We start from the raw sequence: 16355 nt of genomic DNA, 5'->3' as shown, positions 1-16355 counted from the left end.
GGTTCAAGAGGCCACGGCCAGCTGGGCCAGATTGCTTTCAAAGCCGCTCTGGCTGCCCAGCGCCAGGATGGGTTCCTGCATGCGCTCTTGCCAGATCAGCGATTCCATCGCGATCTGCAGCGGGTGGTCCTGCACGGTCAGGGCCGACGTGGTCTCGGTGCCCGAGTGGTGCGAGTGCATGGCCCAGCCGGGGGCCGACAGGATCAGGTCGCCCGCCTTCCAGTCCAGCCGCACGCCGTTGACCTTGCTGTAGCCATTGCCGCGCAGGTAATAGTTGATGGCCGACGAACTATGGCGATGCGGCACATGGTGGTTGTCGGGCGGCGACGACGAGATGGTCGCGAAAAAACTGTGCGTGGTGCCAATGCGGCGTTCCGTCGCCGGGTTGTACAGCACGAACAGGCGTCGGCCGTTGTAGCCCCGCGCCATGTCCTCGACCGTGGGCAGGTGGCGCGACACTGCCTGCCAGGGCCAGTGCAGCGCCTTCGAGTCCAGCACGTCGATATCGATCAGCCATTCATAGCCCAGCAGCCACGCGCCCTCGGGCGTGATCTGTTCGCGCAGCGCCAGGTCGCGCGACCGGGCGGCGTCCGGCGCCCGGGGCGGCGCGGGCCGGGTATTGGCGTCGGCCGGCGGCACGGCGCCGTCGAACTCTTCGACGTAATGGATTTCCAGCTTTTCCAAGAGAGGCGCGTTGGAATAAGACAGCCGCACCCAGGGCGTCTTGCCCTCGTTGCGATACGAATGCACCTGCATGGCGGGCGTATTCCAGACGTCCCAATGGCCCACGCGGATGTCGCGGCCCGCCACCGTGGCCACGCCTTCTCCGCTGATACAGATCTCCAGCATGTTGGAGTTCTTGCGCAGGTTGAAGCTGCGTTCGCCCGGGTTCACCACGTTGATGGTGACGTCCGTGCCGGGGGCAAGACCCAGGCCCGGCACGGTCGCCTCGGGATGGGTGATGAGCGAGGCGCGGCGGCCGTTGTCCGGCCGGGGCGCGTCGATCAGGCGGGCGATTTCCAGATCGATGTCCTCTTTGGGAATCACGATCGATGGCCACCTGTTCTGTTCGCGGGGCGCCGCCCCGCTGACGTCGATGAACATGCTTGTCTCCTCTAGCCGCCGGGCTGTCGCGCCGGCTGTCTTGGTTGATGGAATCCGGATCAGGGCTGCGCCAGCAGCAGGTTCTCGCGCGTCTGGGGCGGCAGGGCCAGGCCCAGGTCGTGCTCGCGCGCATGCTCGTAGACCACCCGGGCCATCGCCAGGTCGGACAGCCCCATGCCCATGCCCTTGAAGATCGTCAGGTGGGTGCCGTCCGGCCGTGCCTGTCCGGCCGCCAGCCAATCGCCCAGCGCCTGCACGCCCTGCCAGGGGCTGCCGTCGGCGCCAAACCGTTCGCGCAGTTCACGCGACCCGCGGCGGGCGTTTTCCAGGTCGTCCACGACCACGCAGTCCGCCCGCGCAAAGACGTCCTGCGCGAACTCGGCCTTGGCGGGCAGAATCGCACCCACGGCATTCAGGTGCCGGCAATCGGCCAGCAAGGCGGCGTCCACGAAGGGTTCGACGGCGCGCGTGATCAGCGTGACGATCTCGGCGCCCGCCAAGGCGGCTTCCAGCGTGTCCACCGCCTGGATGTCGAATGCATACTTGCCCGCCACGCTGGCCACGAAGGCGCGCCGCTTCTCGGGCGTGGGGCTGTAGACGCGGACCTGGCGCAGCGGTCGCACCGCCGCCAGCGCGGCCAGCTGGGTGACGGCCTGCGGACCGGTGCCGATCAGCGCGGCGCGGGTGGCATCCGCCGGCGCCAGCGCCCGGGTGGCCACGCCGCTGATCGCCGCCGTGCGCAGCATGCCCAGGGCGCGTGCCTCGATGATGGCGCGCAGCGCGCCCGAGCCGGCGTCGAACAGGCTGAAGAGCGATCCGCCGCCTGCCTTCGTGTGCACCCAGGTCTTGAAACCGGCGTAGCCGCCTTCGCCCGTCTGCACCGAGCCCAATGCATGCATTGAGCTGCCGTCGCCCCAGGTGGCCAGCGTCTTGGGCAGATTGCGCGCCTGTTCCCTGCCCTGCGCGATCAGCATGTCGTGCAAGGCGTCGATGGCCCGGGGAATATCCAGGACGGACACGACATCGCGCTCCGTCAGGTACCGCAGCGCATCAGCCATGCGCGTCTCCTGGTTGCGCGGCGGGTTCGTCCGCCACGAGGTTGCTCAAGGTGCCGATCCCGGGAATCTCCACTTCCAGCCGATCGCCGGCCGCCAGAAAGCGCGGCGGCTGGCGGCTGGCGCCCACGCCTTCCGGCGTGCCCGTGGCGATGAGGTCGCCCGTCGATAGCGGGGTGAAGGCGCTGATGTAGGCGATCAGCTCGGGAATGGGAAAAATCAGGTCCGACACGTCGCCGTGCTGCATGACTTCGCCATTCAGCCGCGAGATGACCTGCAGGCGCGCGGGGTCGCCGATCTCGTCGGCGGTCACCAGCCAGGGGCCGATCGCCCCGCTGCGCTCGAAGTTCTTGCCCGGCGTTACCTGGGCGTTGTGCTTCTGGAAATCGCGTACCGAGTTCTCGGCCATGCAGGTGTAGCCGGCCACGTGCGACAGTGCATCCGCCGCGGCGATATGGCGCCCGCCCCGGCCAATCACCACCACCAGTTCGCCTTCGTAGTCGAACTTGTCGGACGCGCGCGGCTTCCACACGGCTTCTCCGTGGCCGACCACGCTGTCCGCGAAGCGCGGAAACAGCGACGGGTGCGCGGGCAGTTCGCGTCCGGCCTCGCGCACATGGCGGCCGTAGTTCAGCCCCACGCACAGAATCTTGCGGGGCGCGGGCACGGGCGGCAGCCATTGCAGGTGCGCCAACGCAATACAGGACAGGCCCGGCGCCTGGGCGGCCTGCGCGATCTGGTCGGGGCCGGCCGCCAGCGCGGCGATGACATCGGGCCATACGGGGGTCAGCACCACCACCTCGGTACCGCGCAACACGCCCCAGCCTGGGCGGCCTGCGTGCAGGAAGCTGATCAGCTTCATCTTGTCTCCTGGGCTTTTGCACTGCCCGACGGCATGCAATTGAGTTTTCTTTGCATGCATTCAGGCAATTATTTGCGTCTTGAACGCTGTTTTTCCGGATTATTGCATGCAATTTTGATTAATCGCAAGACAGAAATACAGATTTCCTGCGCGATTGCATGCAATTTTCTGGGTACACTGGAGCCCCCCTTTCAGACAACCTTCAGCCGACGCTCCGCTATGGCCGCACAGATCGACAAAGTGATTTCCGAACTTCGGGACATGGTGCTTTCGGGTGCCTTGCAGCCCGGAGAACGCGTGGTCGAATTGCAGTTTTCCGCCCGCCTGGGCGTGTCGCGCACGCCGCTGCGCATCGCGCTGACGGAATTGGAAAAGGAAGGCCTGCTGGAACGGCTGCCGTCCCGGGGCTTCCGGGTGCGGGCGTTCACGGTCGAAGAAATCGGCGACGCCGTGGATGTGCGGGGCGTGCTGGAAGGCATGGCGGCCCGGCTGCTGGCCGAACGCGGCGCGTCCGAGACGGTGCTGGCCCAGTTGTCCGAAGCCGTCGAAGAAGGCCGCACGCTGCTGGCGCCCGCCCGGCGCGACCCCAACACCACCGTCGACGCGCGCGCCTGGGGCCAGATCAACCGGCGCTTTCACGAAATCCTGTGCGAGGCCGCCGGCAACCGCGCCCTGCTGTCCGCGCTGGAACACAACAACAAGACCCCGCTGGCCGGCCCGGCCGCGTTGACGCTGCCGTCCACCCCTTCCCTGCTGGAAACGCCCTTTGTGCTGCGAGCGCAGGCGGACCACGAAGACCTGCTGCGCGCCATCACCCGGCGCGAAGCCGTGCGCGCCGAAAACCTGATGCGCGAACACGCCTACCGCAGCCGCGAGAACAAGCGCGTGCTGCTGCAGTCGCTGCGCGGCGCGTCAGCGGCGCGGCCCTTGCTGGCGGACAACGCGGCGTAGGGAAGCGATACGTGGGCACGCCTGGTGGCCTCGCAAGCCGCCGCTTATGATGGCCACTTTCTTCAACGCAAGGATGGCCCCATGACACAGCTTGCCGATCTTCGTGACGCCCTCGCGGCGAGCCAGCTTCTCCAGGACGTGCAGGCCGACGACGGCTTTGTGTTCGGCCGCGTGCGGTTTGAGGCGGCAGGGGCTGACATCCATGTCAACGTTGACCCGGAACTGGCCGACAACCCGCAGACGGATGTCGACGCCCTCATCGCCAACACGCGGCGCTTGCTGGCGATGCCGGCGGATCACTGGACGCAGCTGATCGACGACATTGCGCGGGAGGTCGAAGACGCGGTGGGAGACGACGAGGTCCAAGAGCCCACGGACCTGCGCGACGACCTGCGCCTGCAGTCGGTGGCCGTTTTTGCCGATGCGGTGCTACTGTCATTCGTGGCGCCGCAGCAGTTTCCCGATTACTGGGTGCGTGCGCAGTTGGACGAAGACCTGGCGCTGGACGATATTTCAATCGACGAGCGCGATGGCGTGGAAACCGTCGAATTCAACTCACTGGACGACCTGCTGGACAACCTGAGTTCAGACCGCGACAAGTAGGCCGCCATGTTCATCCGCCAGCTCAACTACCTGATCGCCCTGGACAAGCACCGGCATTTCGGCCGCGCGGCCGAAGCCTGCCACGTATCGCAACCGGCCCTGTCCAACGGCATCCGCGAGCTGGAACGGGAACTGGGCATCACCATCGTGCGGCGCAATCGCAGCTTCCAGGGCATCACCCCCGAAGGCGAACGCGTGATCCAGTGGGTGCGGCAGATGCTGACGTCGCTGGAAGGCCTGCGCCAGGAAGCCGGGTTGATCCGCAGCGTGCCCAAGGGCCACCTGGCCCTCGGCGTCATTCCCACCGCCGGCCATGCGGCCTCGTTGCTCAGCGCGCAGTATCGCGAGATCCTGCCGCAGCTCTCGATGGAAGTGGCCGCGCTGAGCACCCCCGAAATCCTCAAGCGCCTGAAATCGCAGGACATTCAGCTGGGCATCCTGTATGACCGGTCCGTGGCCGGCGCCGACTACGACGTGCTGCCGCTGTTCTCCGAACGCTATGTGCTGGTGGCCGACGCCCAGGCCTCGCTGCCGCGCCAGATGGGCTGGGCCGAAGTGGCCGAGCTGCCGCTGTGCCTGCTCAGCCGCGACATGCAGAACCGCCAGACGCTGGACGAACAATTCAAATCGGCGGGCGCCCAGCCCGACGTGGTGCTGGAAACCAACGACATGCGCATGCTGCTGGCCGAATGCCAGAGCGGCCGCGCCTTCAGCATCCTGCCGCTGAGCGCCCTGCCCACCCGCCATGAAGGCGCCGACCTGCGGGTGCATCCCATCACCCCGGAAATCACCCAGGACGTCTGCCTGATCCGCTTGCGACGCGAGCCGCAACCGGCCTTGTCCGAGGCGGCCTGGCAGATCGCCACGGGGATGGACCTGGAAGCCGCGCTGAACGAGCCGCTGAACCGGGACGCCGCCGCAAATCGCGATAGCCGCTGAATCGCGATACCGGCTCAACCCGCACAATTCACTGCGTTACCCCCCCGTGATAACCGCTGGTTATCACGAAATTCAGTCAAACGATTGGCCTGCTGCACCGCCGCAAGGCAGGCTATCGACCTTGGGCGTGGACGGCACCGTCTTGCCGTCACGGGCCGCGGCCCGTCGCCCGCAGGAGAGTCACGATGAGCAAGCAACGAGAAGTCCCCGGCATCCGCCCCTACAACGGCCCGGCCGGCGGCTGGGGCGCGCTGAAGGCCACCGCCCAGGCCGTGCGCCAGCAGATGGAAGTGGTGCAGGCCCCCGTGCTGCTGCTGCGCACCAACCAGCCCACCGGCTTTGACTGCCCCGGCTGCGCCTGGCCCGACAAAGAGCACAAATCCACCTTCCAGTTCTGTGAGAACGGCGCCAAGGCCGTCACCTGGGAAGCCACCAGCAAGCGCGTCACGCCCGAATTCTTCGCCCAGCGCACGGTCACGTCGCTCTTGGCGCTGTCGGACCACGAGCTGGAGAACTTCGGCCGCCTGACCCACCCCATGGCCTACGACGCCGCCAGCGACACCTTCCGCGAGGTGTCCTGGGAAGACGCCTTCACCCGCATCGGCCAGGTCATGCGCGAACTGGAAACGCCCGACCAGGCCGAGTTCTACACATCGGGCCGGGCCTCGAACGAGGCGGCCTACCTGTTCCAGCTGTTCGCCCGCGAATTCGGCACCAACAACTTTCCCGATTGCTCGAACATGTGCCACGAGGCCACCAGCGTCGGCCTGCCGCGGTCCATCGGCATCGGCAAGGGCACCGTGTCGCTGGACGACTTCGACCACACCGATTTCATCATCTCGATCGGCCACAACCCGGGCACCAACCACCCGCGCATGATGGGCACCCTGCACGAAGCCGCGCGCCGCGGTGTGCCGATCATCGTCTTCAACCCCTTGCGCGAACGCGCCCTGGAACGCTTCGCCGACCCGCAGAGCATCGTCGAGATGGCAACCTACGGGTCCACCAACATCGCCTCGACCTACTACCAGGTCAAGGCCGGCGGCGACGCCGCGGCGCTCAAGGGCATCATGAAGGCGCTGCTGGCGCTGGACGCCGAGCGCGGCGACGCGCTGGACCACGACTTCATCGCCCAGCACACGCAGGGCCTGGACGCGCTGGTCGCCGACCTGCAAGCGACCTCGTGGGACGACATCGAAAAACACAGCGGCCTGCCCCGCGCCAGCCTGGAACAGGTGGCCGACGCCTATTCGCGATCCACCGCCGCCATCGTCACCTACGGCATGGGCATCACCCAGCACAACAAGGGCACCGCCAACGTGCGGCTGATCGCCGACCTGCTGCTGTTGCGCGGCAATATCGGCAAGCGCGGCGCCGGCATCTGCCCGCTGCGCGGCCATTCCAACGTGCAGGGCAACCGCACCGTCGGCATCACCGAAAAGCCCTCCGAGCGCTTTCTGCGCAACCTGGAAGACGTGTTCGGCTTCTCGCCGCCGCGCGCCCACGGCCACGATTCGGTGCAGGCCATGCAGGCCATGATCGCCGGCCAGGTCCAAGCCTTGATCTGCCTGGGCGGCAACTTCGCCATGGCCATGCCCGACCCCGAACGCTGCTTCGCGGCCATGAAGCAGCTGCGCCTTTCCGTGCACCTGGGCACCAAGCTGAACCGGTCGCACCTGCTGGTGGGCCAGGAAACCTTCATCCTGCCCGTGCTGGGCCGCACCGAACTGGACGTGCAGGCCAGCGGCCCGCAATCGATCACCGTGGAAGACTCCATGTCGATGGTGCACGCGTCCGCCGGCGGCTTGAAGCCGGCCTCGGCGCACCTGCGGTCCGAACCGGCCATCGTCGCCGGCATGGCCCGCGCCGTGCTGCCCGGCAGCAAGGTCGACTGGCTGGGCCTGGTGGACGACTACGACCGCATCCGCGCGCTGATCGAACGCACCATCCCGGGCTTTGACGACTACAACGCCCGCATCCGCGTGCCGGGCGGCTTTCGCATGCCGCTGCCGCCCACCGAGCGGCGCTGGCCGACGCCGTCGGGCAAGGCCATGTTCTCGGTCTTTCCCGGCATCCGCGAAAGCAACACCGCGTGGGAAGACGATGTCCTGACCCTGGTCACGATCCGCAGCCACGACCAGTACAACACCACCATCTACGGCCTGGACGACCGCTACCGCGGCGTGTTCGGCCGGCGCGACGTGCTGTTCATGAACCCCGACGACATGGCGGCACTGGGCCTGGAACATGGCGATCGGGTCGACATCGACACCGCCACCGAGGGCCGCCAGCTGACGCTCAGGAACCTCACCGCCATCGAATACAGCATCGCGCGCGGCACCGTGGCGGCCTATTACCCCGAAGCCAACGTCCTGGTGCCGCTGGACTACATCGACCAGGACAGCGGCACGCCGTCCTACAAGTCAGTGCCGGTGCGGGTACGACGGGCCGGGTTGGACGGCTGAGCCGCGCGCCGGCGGCCGGCGTGAAAACCGGTACACCGTCGCCGGCGGCAGATTGAACAGCGTGCGGCCCATGCGGGTCGCCTTCAGGCCCAGCCGGTCCAGGATCACGCGCGGCACCGGGCAGCGCACGCCATAGGTGAACTGATAGAAACAGCCCTGGGGCGCCAGCTGGCCGAACGCACCCGCCAGAACGGCCATGACCTGCCGCGGCGGCATCGCCAGCAAGGGCAAGCCGCTGACCACGGCTTCGGCCTCGCCGCCCGCCAGCCCCGCCCGCGCCAGGTGCGCCGCATCGATCCGATGGATGCTGGCACGCGGATAGCGCCGCTGCAGCAGATCGGCAAAGCGGGCGTCCGGCTCGACCAGCACCAGGCTGGCCTCATCCACGCCCCGCTGCAGCAAGGCCCGCGTGAACGCGCCGGTGCCCGGACCCAGCTCCAGCACCGGCCCGCCGCGCGGCCGGACTTCACGGGTGATCAGGTCGGCCAGCGCCGCGCCCGACGGCGCAATGGCCGCGACCTTCAGCGGGTTCCCCAGCCAGGCCGCGAAGAAGTGCAGATAGTCCGAATACCGGGCGTGTGTCGTCATTGCAGGGTTCCATGTCGTAGCCAAACGCCACCGCCCGACGGGGCGGCCGGGCGGCGTCTGCCCAGAGTCTACGGGCCGCCGATTTAAGAAAACATTAACGCCACGGTCGCAAATATCTCCATCGGTGACGGCGCCCAGCCCCCGAGGCCCGGCGGGCAGGCGCCGCCGCCCATGGCGAGGCCGCCCGCGGCGCCGGCCCCCGTGATGCGCTTGTTCAGAATTCTCTACACTCGGTGACTTGCGCCGGGCGCGGTGCTGGTAGGCGCGGTGCAGGCGGCCGGCCTGCGTCGGCCCCCCTGGGCGCGCCAAGCGGTCCCCCCCTCCAACGCAGCGACGGAACGCATGCAATGAACCCATCCAGCCCCCCCCACGCCCTCGTGGTCGCGACGAGCCGCCGTGACAAGGCGCCCCGCCCATGAAAGGCCCGATCTTCCTGTTGGCCTGCGCCGCTGCCTATGGCCTGGCTGTCCATTCATGGGCCGTGCCGCTGTGGGTGGGCGTTGCCTACATGGTGCTGAGCCTCATCACCTTCGGCATCTACGCCCGCGACAAGGCCCTGGCTCGCGCCGGCCTGTGGCGAATTCCCGAACGCACCCTGCATGGCTTGTCGCTGGCGGGCGGCTGGCCCGGCGCCCTGCTTGCCCAGCGCTGGCTGCGGCATAAATCGGTGAAACGGCCGTTTCGGATCGTCTACTGGATCACGGTCGTGTTGAACCTGGCCACGTTCGCGTTGGCATGGTCGCCGATGGGGCGCGCGCTGTGGCAGCCCTTGACGGCGCCGTGGATGGGGTAACGGACCCGGCCGTCATTGCTTGCCCGACTTCAACGACAGCACCAGCACCCCTGCCCCGACCAGCGTCAGCCCCGCCGTCGTGTTCAACCGCGCCGCCACCGCCGGCCGCGACACCAGCCACCCGGACAAGCGGGCCGCAAAGGCGCCCACCAGGGTAAACGTCACGAACGTCAGCACCGCAAAGATGGCGCCGTAGACCAGCATCTGCGCCTGCACCGAGCCCCGCCCGGCATCCACGAACTGCGGCAGGAATGCCAGCACGAACAACCCCGGCTTGGGATTGAGCACATTCGACAGAAAACCCACGCTCAGCACCTTGCGCAGCGGCAGGTGCTGCGACTTGCGCAAGGTGATCAGGTCCTTGGCGCGCAAGGCCTTGATGCCCAGGTAGATCAGGTAGGCCGCGCCCACCAGCTTGATGCCCCAGAACAGCGCTTCGGACGTCTGCATCAGCAACGACAGCCCAAACGTGGCCGCCACCGTATGCACCATGATGCCCGCGGCCGCGCCCAGCGACGACACCGCGGCCGCCACCTTGCCCTGGCTCAGGCCGCGGCTGAGCGCCAGGATGTTGTCGGGGCCGGGCGACACCACCACGATCCAGCAGGCGAGCAGATAGGGCAACAGGACTTCAAGGGGGAACATGGGAGTCTCCGGTCAAAAACGGGCGATCCCACCGACGGGCCCGCACCATCGCGCAATGATACCCGGGCGCCAGCGGACAGGCGCGGCAGCCTATATAGTGCTGCCCTGCCCCTTTGCCGGAGTCCTGGATGTACGTAGATGTGCGCCGCCATACGGTGTTTTTCGACCAGACCGATCGCTTTCTGGCCCAGCCCGGGCTGGTCAGATACGACCCCGCCAGCGGCCAGCTGTCGGCCGTGCCCGGCGCGCAGGCTGGGGATGTCGTCAATGATGTGTCCCGCGACGGCAACAGGCTGGCCCTGGCCTCGGCCGACTGGGTGACCGTGCGCAATGCCAGCCGCACCCGCCTGACCTTCGTGACCCAAGGCGCCGTGGCACACCAGACCGACAAGTTCCTGTCGTTCTGGTCGCGATTCGACCCCTCGGGCCGTTTTGCCCTGGTCAGCGCCTTCAATGGCAAGCGCCGCCCCGTAGTGATCGACTTGGACGCCGGGGAAAGCAGCGACCCCATCGCGCGCGATCTCGACGCCCGCTTCGGCGACGTCGACCCCCTGGATGGCCGCCTGTGGGCCCCGGACGAACGCGCGAAAGACTCGGTGCTGGCCGTCGACTGCCGCAGCGGCGACATTCAAAAGGTCAGGCTCCCGTTGGGCGAAAAAGTGGCGCGGGTGCGTTTCGCCCGAGACGGCGCCGCATTGTTCGCCACGGCCGCCAACAACCGCCTGCTGTGCTGCGACCGCGACGGCGCGGTACGCTGGTCGCGCGATATCGGCGAGTACGGCGACGTCCGCGCCGGCAACATCTTCTTCAACGAAGACGGCACCTGCCTGTGCCTGCCCCTGTCAGAGACGCCCCGCAGCAACTGGGGCGAAGACCTGGTCATCGACGCCCGCACCGGCGCGGTCGACAACGCCATCCTGCGCCACCGCGGGCCGCCGGCCCGGCTGGCGTCGGATTGGTTTGGCGATCGGCTATTGACGCATGGGGGGGAGATTGTGGACTTTCATACCGGGGCGGTGGTTGAACGGCTGGCGTTCGGGCCCGTCGGTGGAGAATAACGAACCAGACTACGTCTGCTTTGTTCCAGTGCCCCAAGGCTCTCCTCCGCGCCCCGAGGAAAACGTAGTCCGACACGTTATTTGCCTGAAAAATCCATTGGGGCACGTTGCTTATAGCCGCGCTTGTCCAAGGCGAGATGGTTAGCCGCCGTTGTAGCGTTGATGCAATTGGCCGAGGCTGCCAGTTCGCCGGGATTGGCTTTGCACTTTTCCAGCATCGCCAAGCGATCAGGCGTGTTTTCCTTGTACCAATCGACAGTTTGCACCGGGTCTGTATCACCACAACCTACAAGCAAGACGGCAGCGAGAAACAAGAGAGCAGAGATTTTTGTCATTTGCGAATCTTCTATTGGAAAAAAATTAACAGGGGCGCGGGTTTTAATTCTCGCTCTCCCAGTGTTTGCACTGAAATAACCGAAAATAACGAACCAGACTACGTTTTCAATGCGCAAAGCCTGACGGCAACCCAAAACTCTAGACGAATCGCGACCCATAAGCCGTCGGAAATTTCCGATTGTGCAAGGCCCTCGGCCGCCGCTACGTCACCGCGCCTACAATCCTTCGCGTTGCCTTGGTGAAGGCGAATCCCCACGCCAAGCCTGTCGGAAAACCCGTTGCCTACGGAGTCCCCCGTGCCCCCAGCCCTCCTCCGCGCGAGCCTGCTCGCCCTTTGCGCGGCACTACTGACCGCCTGCGTATCACCTCCCCCTTCCCCACCCGCTACCTCCCTGCCGATGGTCATCGCGCACCGCGGCGGCACGGCCGATGCGCCGGAAAACACGCTCGAAGCGATCCGGCTGGCCATCGAGCACCGTGCCGACGCCTTGTGGCTGACGGTGCAATTAAGTCGCGACGGGGTCCCGGTGCTGTACCGCCCGGCGGACCTGTCGGCGTTGACCGACGCGCGCGGGCCGGTCGCCAGCCTGACGGCGGCCGAGTTGGCGCGGGTCAATGCCGGGTGGGCGTTCCAGCGACCGGGCACCAACGGGAAGGCCAAGGGCAACGACTTCCCTTACCGCAACCATCCCGTCGGCATTCCCACCCTGCGCGAAGCCTTGCGCGCCATTCCGCCCGGGATGCCGGTCATCCTGGACATGAAGGCCCTGCCCGCCGCCCCGCAAACGCAGGCCGTGGCTCGCGTGCTGACCGAGGAACAAGCCTGGCCGCGCGTGGTGATCTATTCGACGGAAGCCGAGTACCAGCAGAGTTTTGCGGCGTATCCGCAGGCCCCCCTGTTCGAATCGCGCGACGCGACGCGTTTGCGTCTGCTGCAAGTGGGCCTGGGCGCCGGCTGCATCGAGCCGCCGGCGGCATCGACCTGGACGGCGTTCGAGCTGCACCGCAAGGTGACGGTGACCGAGAAGTTCACGCTGGGTGAAGGCCGTTCGGAGGTCGACGCAACGCTGTGGTCACCCGAGGCGGTGACCTGCTTTCGCCAGCGCTCGCCGCAAGTGCAGATCGTGGCGATCGCGGTGAATGACGCGGCCGATTACCTGGCGGCGGCGCGCCTGGGGGTGGATGCCGTGCTGGCGGATTCGCCCGCCGCGATGGCGACGATACGGGCGAATCTGCTCGCCCGGCAGCCCAAGTAGCGACTTGGCGTACGTGCCCCGATGATCTGAAATTTCCTACGTTTTGCCGACGTCGCCACCCCTAGAATCTTGCGTTGCGTATCGATCGTCGATACGCGGTTGGCGGCCAGCGGCTTGTTGAGCTTGCGCGCCGCTTCAACGACTCAACGCAGATGATTTCGGGAGACAAGCAGGTGTCTAAGACGCTCTGGACATGGATATTGATGGGTGCGGCCGTGCTGCTGCTCAGTGGCTACAGTCTGATCAAGGCCATGAGCAACGGCAATCCGCTGCTGACGGCGGACAAGGCCGCAGTGTCGCGCTGGTATCCCGGCCACTGCTTTGCCGAGTTGTACGTCAAAGATCCCTCTTTCAATGGAAGCATGATCCCCAACTGCGTCGCCGGCGTCATTCGTGAAGTCAAAGCCGAAACGGGCGTCACGCTCACCGAGGCGGACGTGCAGTCTCCCGAAGTGCTGGCACATTTCAAAAAGGTGTACGGCGACAACAATCCATGGCGCAACTAGCACGGTGGCACCCACTTCTATCAACGCAGATCACTCGGGAAACAAGGTTGTGTCTAAGCTTCTCTGGACATGGGGTCTGATGGGTGGGGCCGTGCTGCTGCTCAGTGGCTACAGCCTGCTCAAGGCCATGAGCAATGGGCATCCGCTTCTGACGGCTGACAAGGCCGCGGTGGCGCGCTGGTATCCCCTCTATTGCTTTGCCGAGCTTTACTACAAAGCGCCCTCTCTCGACGGACAGCTGATCCCTGGCTGCATCGTCAGCGTGATTCATGAGGTACGAGCCGAAACCGGCGTCACGCTGACCGAGGAGGATGTGCAATCGCCCGACGTGCTGGCGCATTTCAAAGCGGTGTATGGCAAGGACCAGCCCTGGCGCGACTAGCGCACTGCGCGGCCATTCTCATGAAAAGCGGCCGCTGCCGGGCCGTGGCAGAACCCAGGCGGCACCGCCCCTGGCGGCAGACCAGATCCTGCAGCAAGCCACGCTCAGGCTGGCGGGCCGCCAGCCTGCCCTGGTGACGCATTTCACGGCATCTGCGCCCAATCCTAGGGTTTTCACTCATAAATTCGCTGAATTTCGCGAATAAGAATTCAGAATTTTTCTTATGGCGAGGCCGCGCGTATAACGACTGACGCAGCATCCTCAACCCATTTCAGAGAGATAAACATGAGGGGAAATTCCAAGACGGGCCACCAGCCGGTGCGCGCGTCCACGGCCGCTTTCGTCGGCACGATGATCGAGTGGTACGACTTCTACATTTACGCCACGGCCGCCGCGCTGGTGTTCGGCAAGCTGTTCTTTCCGTCGGCCACGGGCTTTTACGGCACGCTGGCGGCGTTCGGCACCTTTGCGGTGGGCTTTTTCGCGCGGCCGCTGGGCGGCGCGATCTTCGGGCATATCGGCGACCGCATCGGGCGCAAGAAATCACTGGTCATCACCCTGCTGATGATGGGCACGGTGACCGTGCTGATCGGCCTGTTGCCGACCTACGCGTCGATCGGCGTCTGGGCGCCGATCCTGCTGGTGCTCTTGCGCATCGTGCAAGGCGTGGCGGTGGGCGGTGAATGGGGCGGCGCGGTGCTGATGGCGGGCGAGCATTCGCCGGACAAGCGCAAGCGCACCTTCTTCGCGTCGTTCGCGCAGCTGGGCAGCCCGGCCGGCCTGATCCTGTCGATGCTGATGTTCAAGCTGGTGACGGGGCTGGACGACGCGGCCTTCCTGTCGTGGGGCTGGCGCGTGCCGTTCCTGTTCTCGGCCGTGCTGCTGGCGGTGGGCTTTGTGATCCGCCTGAGCGTGAACGAGTCGCCTGATTTCCTGGAAGAAAAGCAGGCCCGGGATGAAAAGCAAAAGCTGGCCCAAGCCGAAAAGCAAAAGCTGGCTCAACACGCCAAGCCCGAACGCGCCCCGCTCGCGCAGGTGCTGACCGGCGCGCCCAAGCTGCTGGCGATGGCGGTGGGCGCCAATGTGCTGGGCATCGCGGGGTTCTATTTCACCAGCACGTTCATGATCGCCTACACGACGCAGTACGTGGGCCTGAACCGCGCGGTGATCCTGGACTGCCTGCTGGTGGTGTCGATCATGCAGTTCTTCATCACGCCGGTGGCCGCCTACATTGCCAGCCGCGTGGGCAACCTGCGCTTTCTGGCGTTCACCTCGCTGGTGTCGATCTTCACGCCGTACGCGATGTTCAACCTGGTGGACCTGGGGTCGCTCTCGTCTATCACGCTGGGCATCGGCGTGGCGGTGCTGTTCATGGGCGCCTACTATGCGGTGATTGCGGGCTTTGTCAGCGACAGCTTTCCGACGGCGATCCGCTATACGGGGATTTCGATGGCCTATCAGCTGTCGGGCGCGATCTTCGGCGGCCTGACGCCGATGCTGGGCACGGTGTTGGCCGAGAATTTCAAGGGCCAGTGGTGGCCGCTGGCGCTGCTGTTCTCGGCGATTTCGCTGCTGTCGCTGGTATCCGTGCTATTGCTGGGGGCTTATGGCCAGCGCCGCGTTCAATTTCAACTGAAGGGGCAACAAGCATGAAGGCGTTTTTCCACGACGACCAGAAACTGCATCATCCGCAGACCTACTTCTCGCGCGGCAAGATGCGCACGCCGCAGGAAGTGCCGTCGCGCCTGGACGCGCTGGCGCAGGCCGCCCGCCACCTGGGCTTTGACGTGCAGGCGCCTACCGACCACGGCACCGAGCCGCTGGCCGCGGTGCACACGCCGGCCTACCTGCAGTTCCTGCAGAACGCCCACGCCGACTGGAAAAAACTGCCCCAGGACTGGGGCGACGAGGTCGTGTCCAACGTCTTCGTGCGCGAGCCCAACGCGCTGCGCGGCGTGCTGGCGCAGGCGGCGCGCTACCTGGCCGACGGCAGTTGCCCGGTGGGGCCGAATACCTGGCGCTCGGCCTATTGGGCGGCGCAGTGCGCCATTGCCGGCGCCGACCGCATCGCAGCCGGCGACCGCCATGCCTACGCCATCTGCCGTCCGCCCGGCCACCACGCCCGGCGCGATGCGGCGGGCGGCTTCTGCTACCTGAACAACGCGGCGATTGCCGCCCAGCGCCTGCGCGGCAAATATGGCCGCGTGGCGATCCTGGATACCGACATGCACCACGGCCAGGGCATCCAGGACATCTTCTACGAACGCAGCGACGTGCTGTACGTGTCGATTCACGGCGACCCTGAGAATTTCTATCCGGTGGTGGCGGGTTTCGAGGACGAGCGCGGCGCGGGCGAAGGCTACGGCTACAACGTCAACCTGCCGATGCCGCACGGCTCGCCCGAGTCGGTGTTCTTTGACCGCCTGGCCCAGGCCCGCGCGGCCATCGAGAAGTTCCAGCCGGACGTGCTGGTGCTGTCGCTGGGTTTCGATATTTTCGAGAAGGACCCGCAGGCGATGGTGGCGGTGTCGGAAGACGGCTTCGAGCGACTGGGCCGCGAGGTCGGCAGCCTGAAGCTGCCGACATTGATCGTGCAGGAAGGCGGCTACTATATCGAGGGCCTGGAATCGAACGCCGCGCGATTCTTCGCGGGACTGGCCGGCGCCTGATCCGGGGCCGGCCTGGCGGACGGGGCCCCGCCAACCCCGCCCCACGCCGGGGCACGACGGCGGGCAGGCGATGCATCGTCCTGCCCGCGTTCCCTTGAATGCCGCATCCATTTTTGTCATGGCCCCCACTTCCGACCGCCCCG

General features: G+C 66.3%; 17 protein-coding genes. 11 read left to right on the top strand and 6 right to left on the bottom strand.

Annotation, left to right across the window (positions count from 1 at the left end; all coding sequences use genetic code 11):
- Positions 1-3: 3 nt before the first annotated feature.
- Genes ACUDP5_RS14015 through ACUDP5_RS14005 form a run of 3 tightly spaced genes read right to left on the bottom strand, consistent with a single transcriptional unit; the run spans position 4 to position 3021 of the window.
- Positions 4-1104 (bottom strand): AraC family ligand binding domain-containing protein, encoded by a 1101-nt coding sequence (locus ACUDP5_RS14015; protein WP_263914541.1) that lies wholly within the window; start codon positions 1102-1104, stop codon positions 4-6.
- Positions 1105-1163: 59 nt separating this feature from the next.
- Positions 1164-2162 carry an ornithine cyclodeaminase family protein gene (locus tag ACUDP5_RS14010; RefSeq protein ID WP_445659028.1) on the bottom strand — a complete coding sequence of 333 codons (999 nt, stop codon included), beginning with the start codon at positions 2160-2162 and terminating at the stop codon, positions 1164-1166.
- On the bottom strand, positions 2155-3021 hold the full coding sequence (locus tag ACUDP5_RS14005; protein WP_263914539.1) for a fumarylacetoacetate hydrolase family protein: 867 nt from the start codon (positions 3019-3021) through the stop codon (positions 2155-2157). The genes ACUDP5_RS14010 and ACUDP5_RS14005 overlap by 8 nt, the downstream gene beginning before the upstream one ends.
- A gap of 219 nt (positions 3022-3240) precedes the next feature.
- Between ACUDP5_RS14005 and ACUDP5_RS14000 the strand changes: the two genes are divergently transcribed.
- From ACUDP5_RS14000 to ACUDP5_RS13985, 4 genes are all read left to right on the top strand, one after another.
- The gene (locus tag ACUDP5_RS14000) at positions 3241-3972 is read left to right on the top strand and encodes a GntR family transcriptional regulator (protein WP_263914538.1); all 732 of its coding nucleotides are present in this window, start codon (positions 3241-3243) and stop codon (positions 3970-3972) included.
- An 81-nt stretch (positions 3973-4053) separates the two neighbouring features.
- Entirely contained in the window at positions 4054-4575 is a 522-nt protein-coding gene (locus tag ACUDP5_RS13995) for a hypothetical protein (RefSeq protein WP_445659027.1), read from the top strand.
- A gap of 6 nt (positions 4576-4581) precedes the next feature.
- Positions 4582-5514, top strand: coding sequence for a LysR family transcriptional regulator (locus ACUDP5_RS13990; protein ID WP_263914536.1), 933 nt, complete (start codon positions 4582-4584; stop codon positions 5512-5514).
- 185 nt (positions 5515-5699) lie between these two features.
- Positions 5700-7979 (top strand): FdhF/YdeP family oxidoreductase, encoded by a 2280-nt coding sequence (locus ACUDP5_RS13985; protein ID WP_445659026.1) that lies wholly within the window; start codon positions 5700-5702, stop codon positions 7977-7979.
- Here the strand turns inward: ACUDP5_RS13985 and ACUDP5_RS13980 are convergent.
- Positions 7938-8567, bottom strand: coding sequence for a class I SAM-dependent methyltransferase (locus ACUDP5_RS13980; RefSeq protein ID WP_445659025.1), 630 nt, complete (start codon positions 8565-8567; stop codon positions 7938-7940). The genes ACUDP5_RS13985 and ACUDP5_RS13980 overlap by 42 nt on opposite strands.
- A gap of 415 nt (positions 8568-8982) precedes the next feature.
- Between ACUDP5_RS13980 and ACUDP5_RS13975 the strand changes: the two genes are divergently transcribed.
- Entirely contained in the window at positions 8983-9360 is a 378-nt protein-coding gene (locus ACUDP5_RS13975) for a DUF1294 domain-containing protein (protein ID WP_263914533.1), read from the top strand.
- A gap of 12 nt (positions 9361-9372) precedes the next feature.
- Here the strand turns inward: ACUDP5_RS13975 and ACUDP5_RS13970 are convergent, their stop codons facing one another.
- Positions 9373-10005 carry a LysE family translocator gene (locus ACUDP5_RS13970; RefSeq protein ID WP_263914532.1) on the bottom strand — a complete coding sequence of 211 codons (633 nt, stop codon included), beginning with the start codon at positions 10003-10005 and terminating at the stop codon, positions 9373-9375.
- Between the two features lie 128 nt (positions 10006-10133).
- Here ACUDP5_RS13970 and ACUDP5_RS13965 point away from each other — a divergent pair, with 128 nt between their 5' ends.
- Entirely contained in the window at positions 10134-11063 is a 930-nt protein-coding gene (locus ACUDP5_RS13965) for a YncE family protein (protein ID WP_445659024.1), read from the top strand.
- A gap of 77 nt (positions 11064-11140) precedes the next feature.
- On the opposite strand, the gene ACUDP5_RS13960 is transcribed toward ACUDP5_RS13965, so the two are convergent.
- Positions 11141-11398, bottom strand: a complete 258-nt coding sequence (locus ACUDP5_RS13960) for an EexN family lipoprotein (RefSeq protein WP_445659023.1) — start codon at positions 11396-11398, stop codon at positions 11141-11143.
- A gap of 399 nt (positions 11399-11797) precedes the next feature.
- Here ACUDP5_RS13960 and ACUDP5_RS13955 point away from each other — a divergent pair, with 399 nt between their 5' ends.
- From ACUDP5_RS13955 to ACUDP5_RS13935, 5 genes are all read left to right on the top strand, one after another.
- Positions 11798-12655: a glycerophosphodiester phosphodiesterase family protein gene (locus ACUDP5_RS13955; protein ID WP_445659022.1), complete on the top strand. Its 858-nt coding sequence runs from the start codon at positions 11798-11800 to the stop codon at positions 12653-12655.
- Positions 12656-12729: 74 nt separating this feature from the next.
- Positions 12730-13161, top strand: a complete 432-nt coding sequence (locus ACUDP5_RS13950; protein ID WP_445659021.1) for a hypothetical protein — start codon at positions 12730-12732, stop codon at positions 13159-13161.
- A 49-nt stretch (positions 13162-13210) separates the two neighbouring features.
- A complete protein-coding gene (locus ACUDP5_RS13945; protein WP_445659020.1) occupies positions 13211-13543 on the top strand; it encodes a hypothetical protein in 333 nt (110 codons plus the stop codon).
- Between the two features lie 285 nt (positions 13544-13828).
- Entirely contained in the window at positions 13829-15196 is a 1368-nt protein-coding gene (locus tag ACUDP5_RS13940; RefSeq protein WP_445659019.1) for an MFS transporter, read from the top strand.
- Positions 15193-16212 (top strand): histone deacetylase family protein, encoded by a 1020-nt coding sequence (locus ACUDP5_RS13935; protein WP_445659018.1) that lies wholly within the window; start codon positions 15193-15195, stop codon positions 16210-16212. The genes ACUDP5_RS13940 and ACUDP5_RS13935 overlap by 4 nt, the downstream gene beginning before the upstream one ends.
- Positions 16213-16355 lie beyond the last annotated feature (143 nt).

The sequence above is a fragment of the Achromobacter sp. NCFB-sbj8-Ac1-l genome (assembly GCF_052695805.1).
The sequence above is the reverse complement of the archived record's forward strand: the minus strand, read 5'-3'. Positions and strand labels throughout refer to the sequence as shown.

What these genes read in the sequence shown, in the direction of transcription:
- ACUDP5_RS14015 (WP_263914541.1), bottom strand. Translation starts at nt 1,104, where the DNA reads ATGTTCATCGACGTCAGCGGGGCGGCGCCCCGCGAACAGAACAGGTGG.
- ACUDP5_RS14010 (WP_445659028.1), bottom strand. Translation starts at nt 2,162, where the DNA reads ATGGCTGATGCGCTGCGGTACCTGACGGAGCGCGATGTCGTGTCCGTC.
- ACUDP5_RS14005 (WP_263914539.1), bottom strand. Translation starts at nt 3,021, where the DNA reads ATGAAGCTGATCAGCTTCCTGCACGCAGGCCGCCCAGGCTGGGGCGTG.
- ACUDP5_RS14000 (WP_263914538.1), top strand. Translation starts at nt 3,241, where the DNA reads ATGGCCGCACAGATCGACAAAGTGATTTCCGAACTTCGGGACATGGTG.
- ACUDP5_RS13995 (WP_445659027.1), top strand. Translation starts at nt 4,054, where the DNA reads ATGACACAGCTTGCCGATCTTCGTGACGCCCTCGCGGCGAGCCAGCTT.
- ACUDP5_RS13990 (WP_263914536.1), top strand. Translation starts at nt 4,582, where the DNA reads ATGTTCATCCGCCAGCTCAACTACCTGATCGCCCTGGACAAGCACCGG.
- ACUDP5_RS13985 (WP_445659026.1), top strand. Translation starts at nt 5,700, where the DNA reads ATGAGCAAGCAACGAGAAGTCCCCGGCATCCGCCCCTACAACGGCCCG.
- ACUDP5_RS13980 (WP_445659025.1), bottom strand. Translation starts at nt 8,567, where the DNA reads ATGACGACACACGCCCGGTATTCGGACTATCTGCACTTCTTCGCGGCC.
- ACUDP5_RS13975 (WP_263914533.1), top strand. Translation starts at nt 8,983, where the DNA reads ATGAAAGGCCCGATCTTCCTGTTGGCCTGCGCCGCTGCCTATGGCCTG.
- ACUDP5_RS13970 (WP_263914532.1), bottom strand. Translation starts at nt 10,005, where the DNA reads ATGTTCCCCCTTGAAGTCCTGTTGCCCTATCTGCTCGCCTGCTGGATC.
- ACUDP5_RS13965 (WP_445659024.1), top strand. Translation starts at nt 10,134, where the DNA reads ATGTACGTAGATGTGCGCCGCCATACGGTGTTTTTCGACCAGACCGAT.
- ACUDP5_RS13960 (WP_445659023.1), bottom strand. Translation starts at nt 11,398, where the DNA reads ATGACAAAAATCTCTGCTCTCTTGTTTCTCGCTGCCGTCTTGCTTGTA.
- ACUDP5_RS13955 (WP_445659022.1), top strand. Translation starts at nt 11,798, where the DNA reads ATGGTCATCGCGCACCGCGGCGGCACGGCCGATGCGCCGGAAAACACG.
- ACUDP5_RS13940 (WP_445659019.1), top strand. Translation starts at nt 13,829, where the DNA reads ATGAGGGGAAATTCCAAGACGGGCCACCAGCCGGTGCGCGCGTCCACG.
- ACUDP5_RS13935 (WP_445659018.1), top strand. Translation starts at nt 15,193, where the DNA reads ATGAAGGCGTTTTTCCACGACGACCAGAAACTGCATCATCCGCAGACC.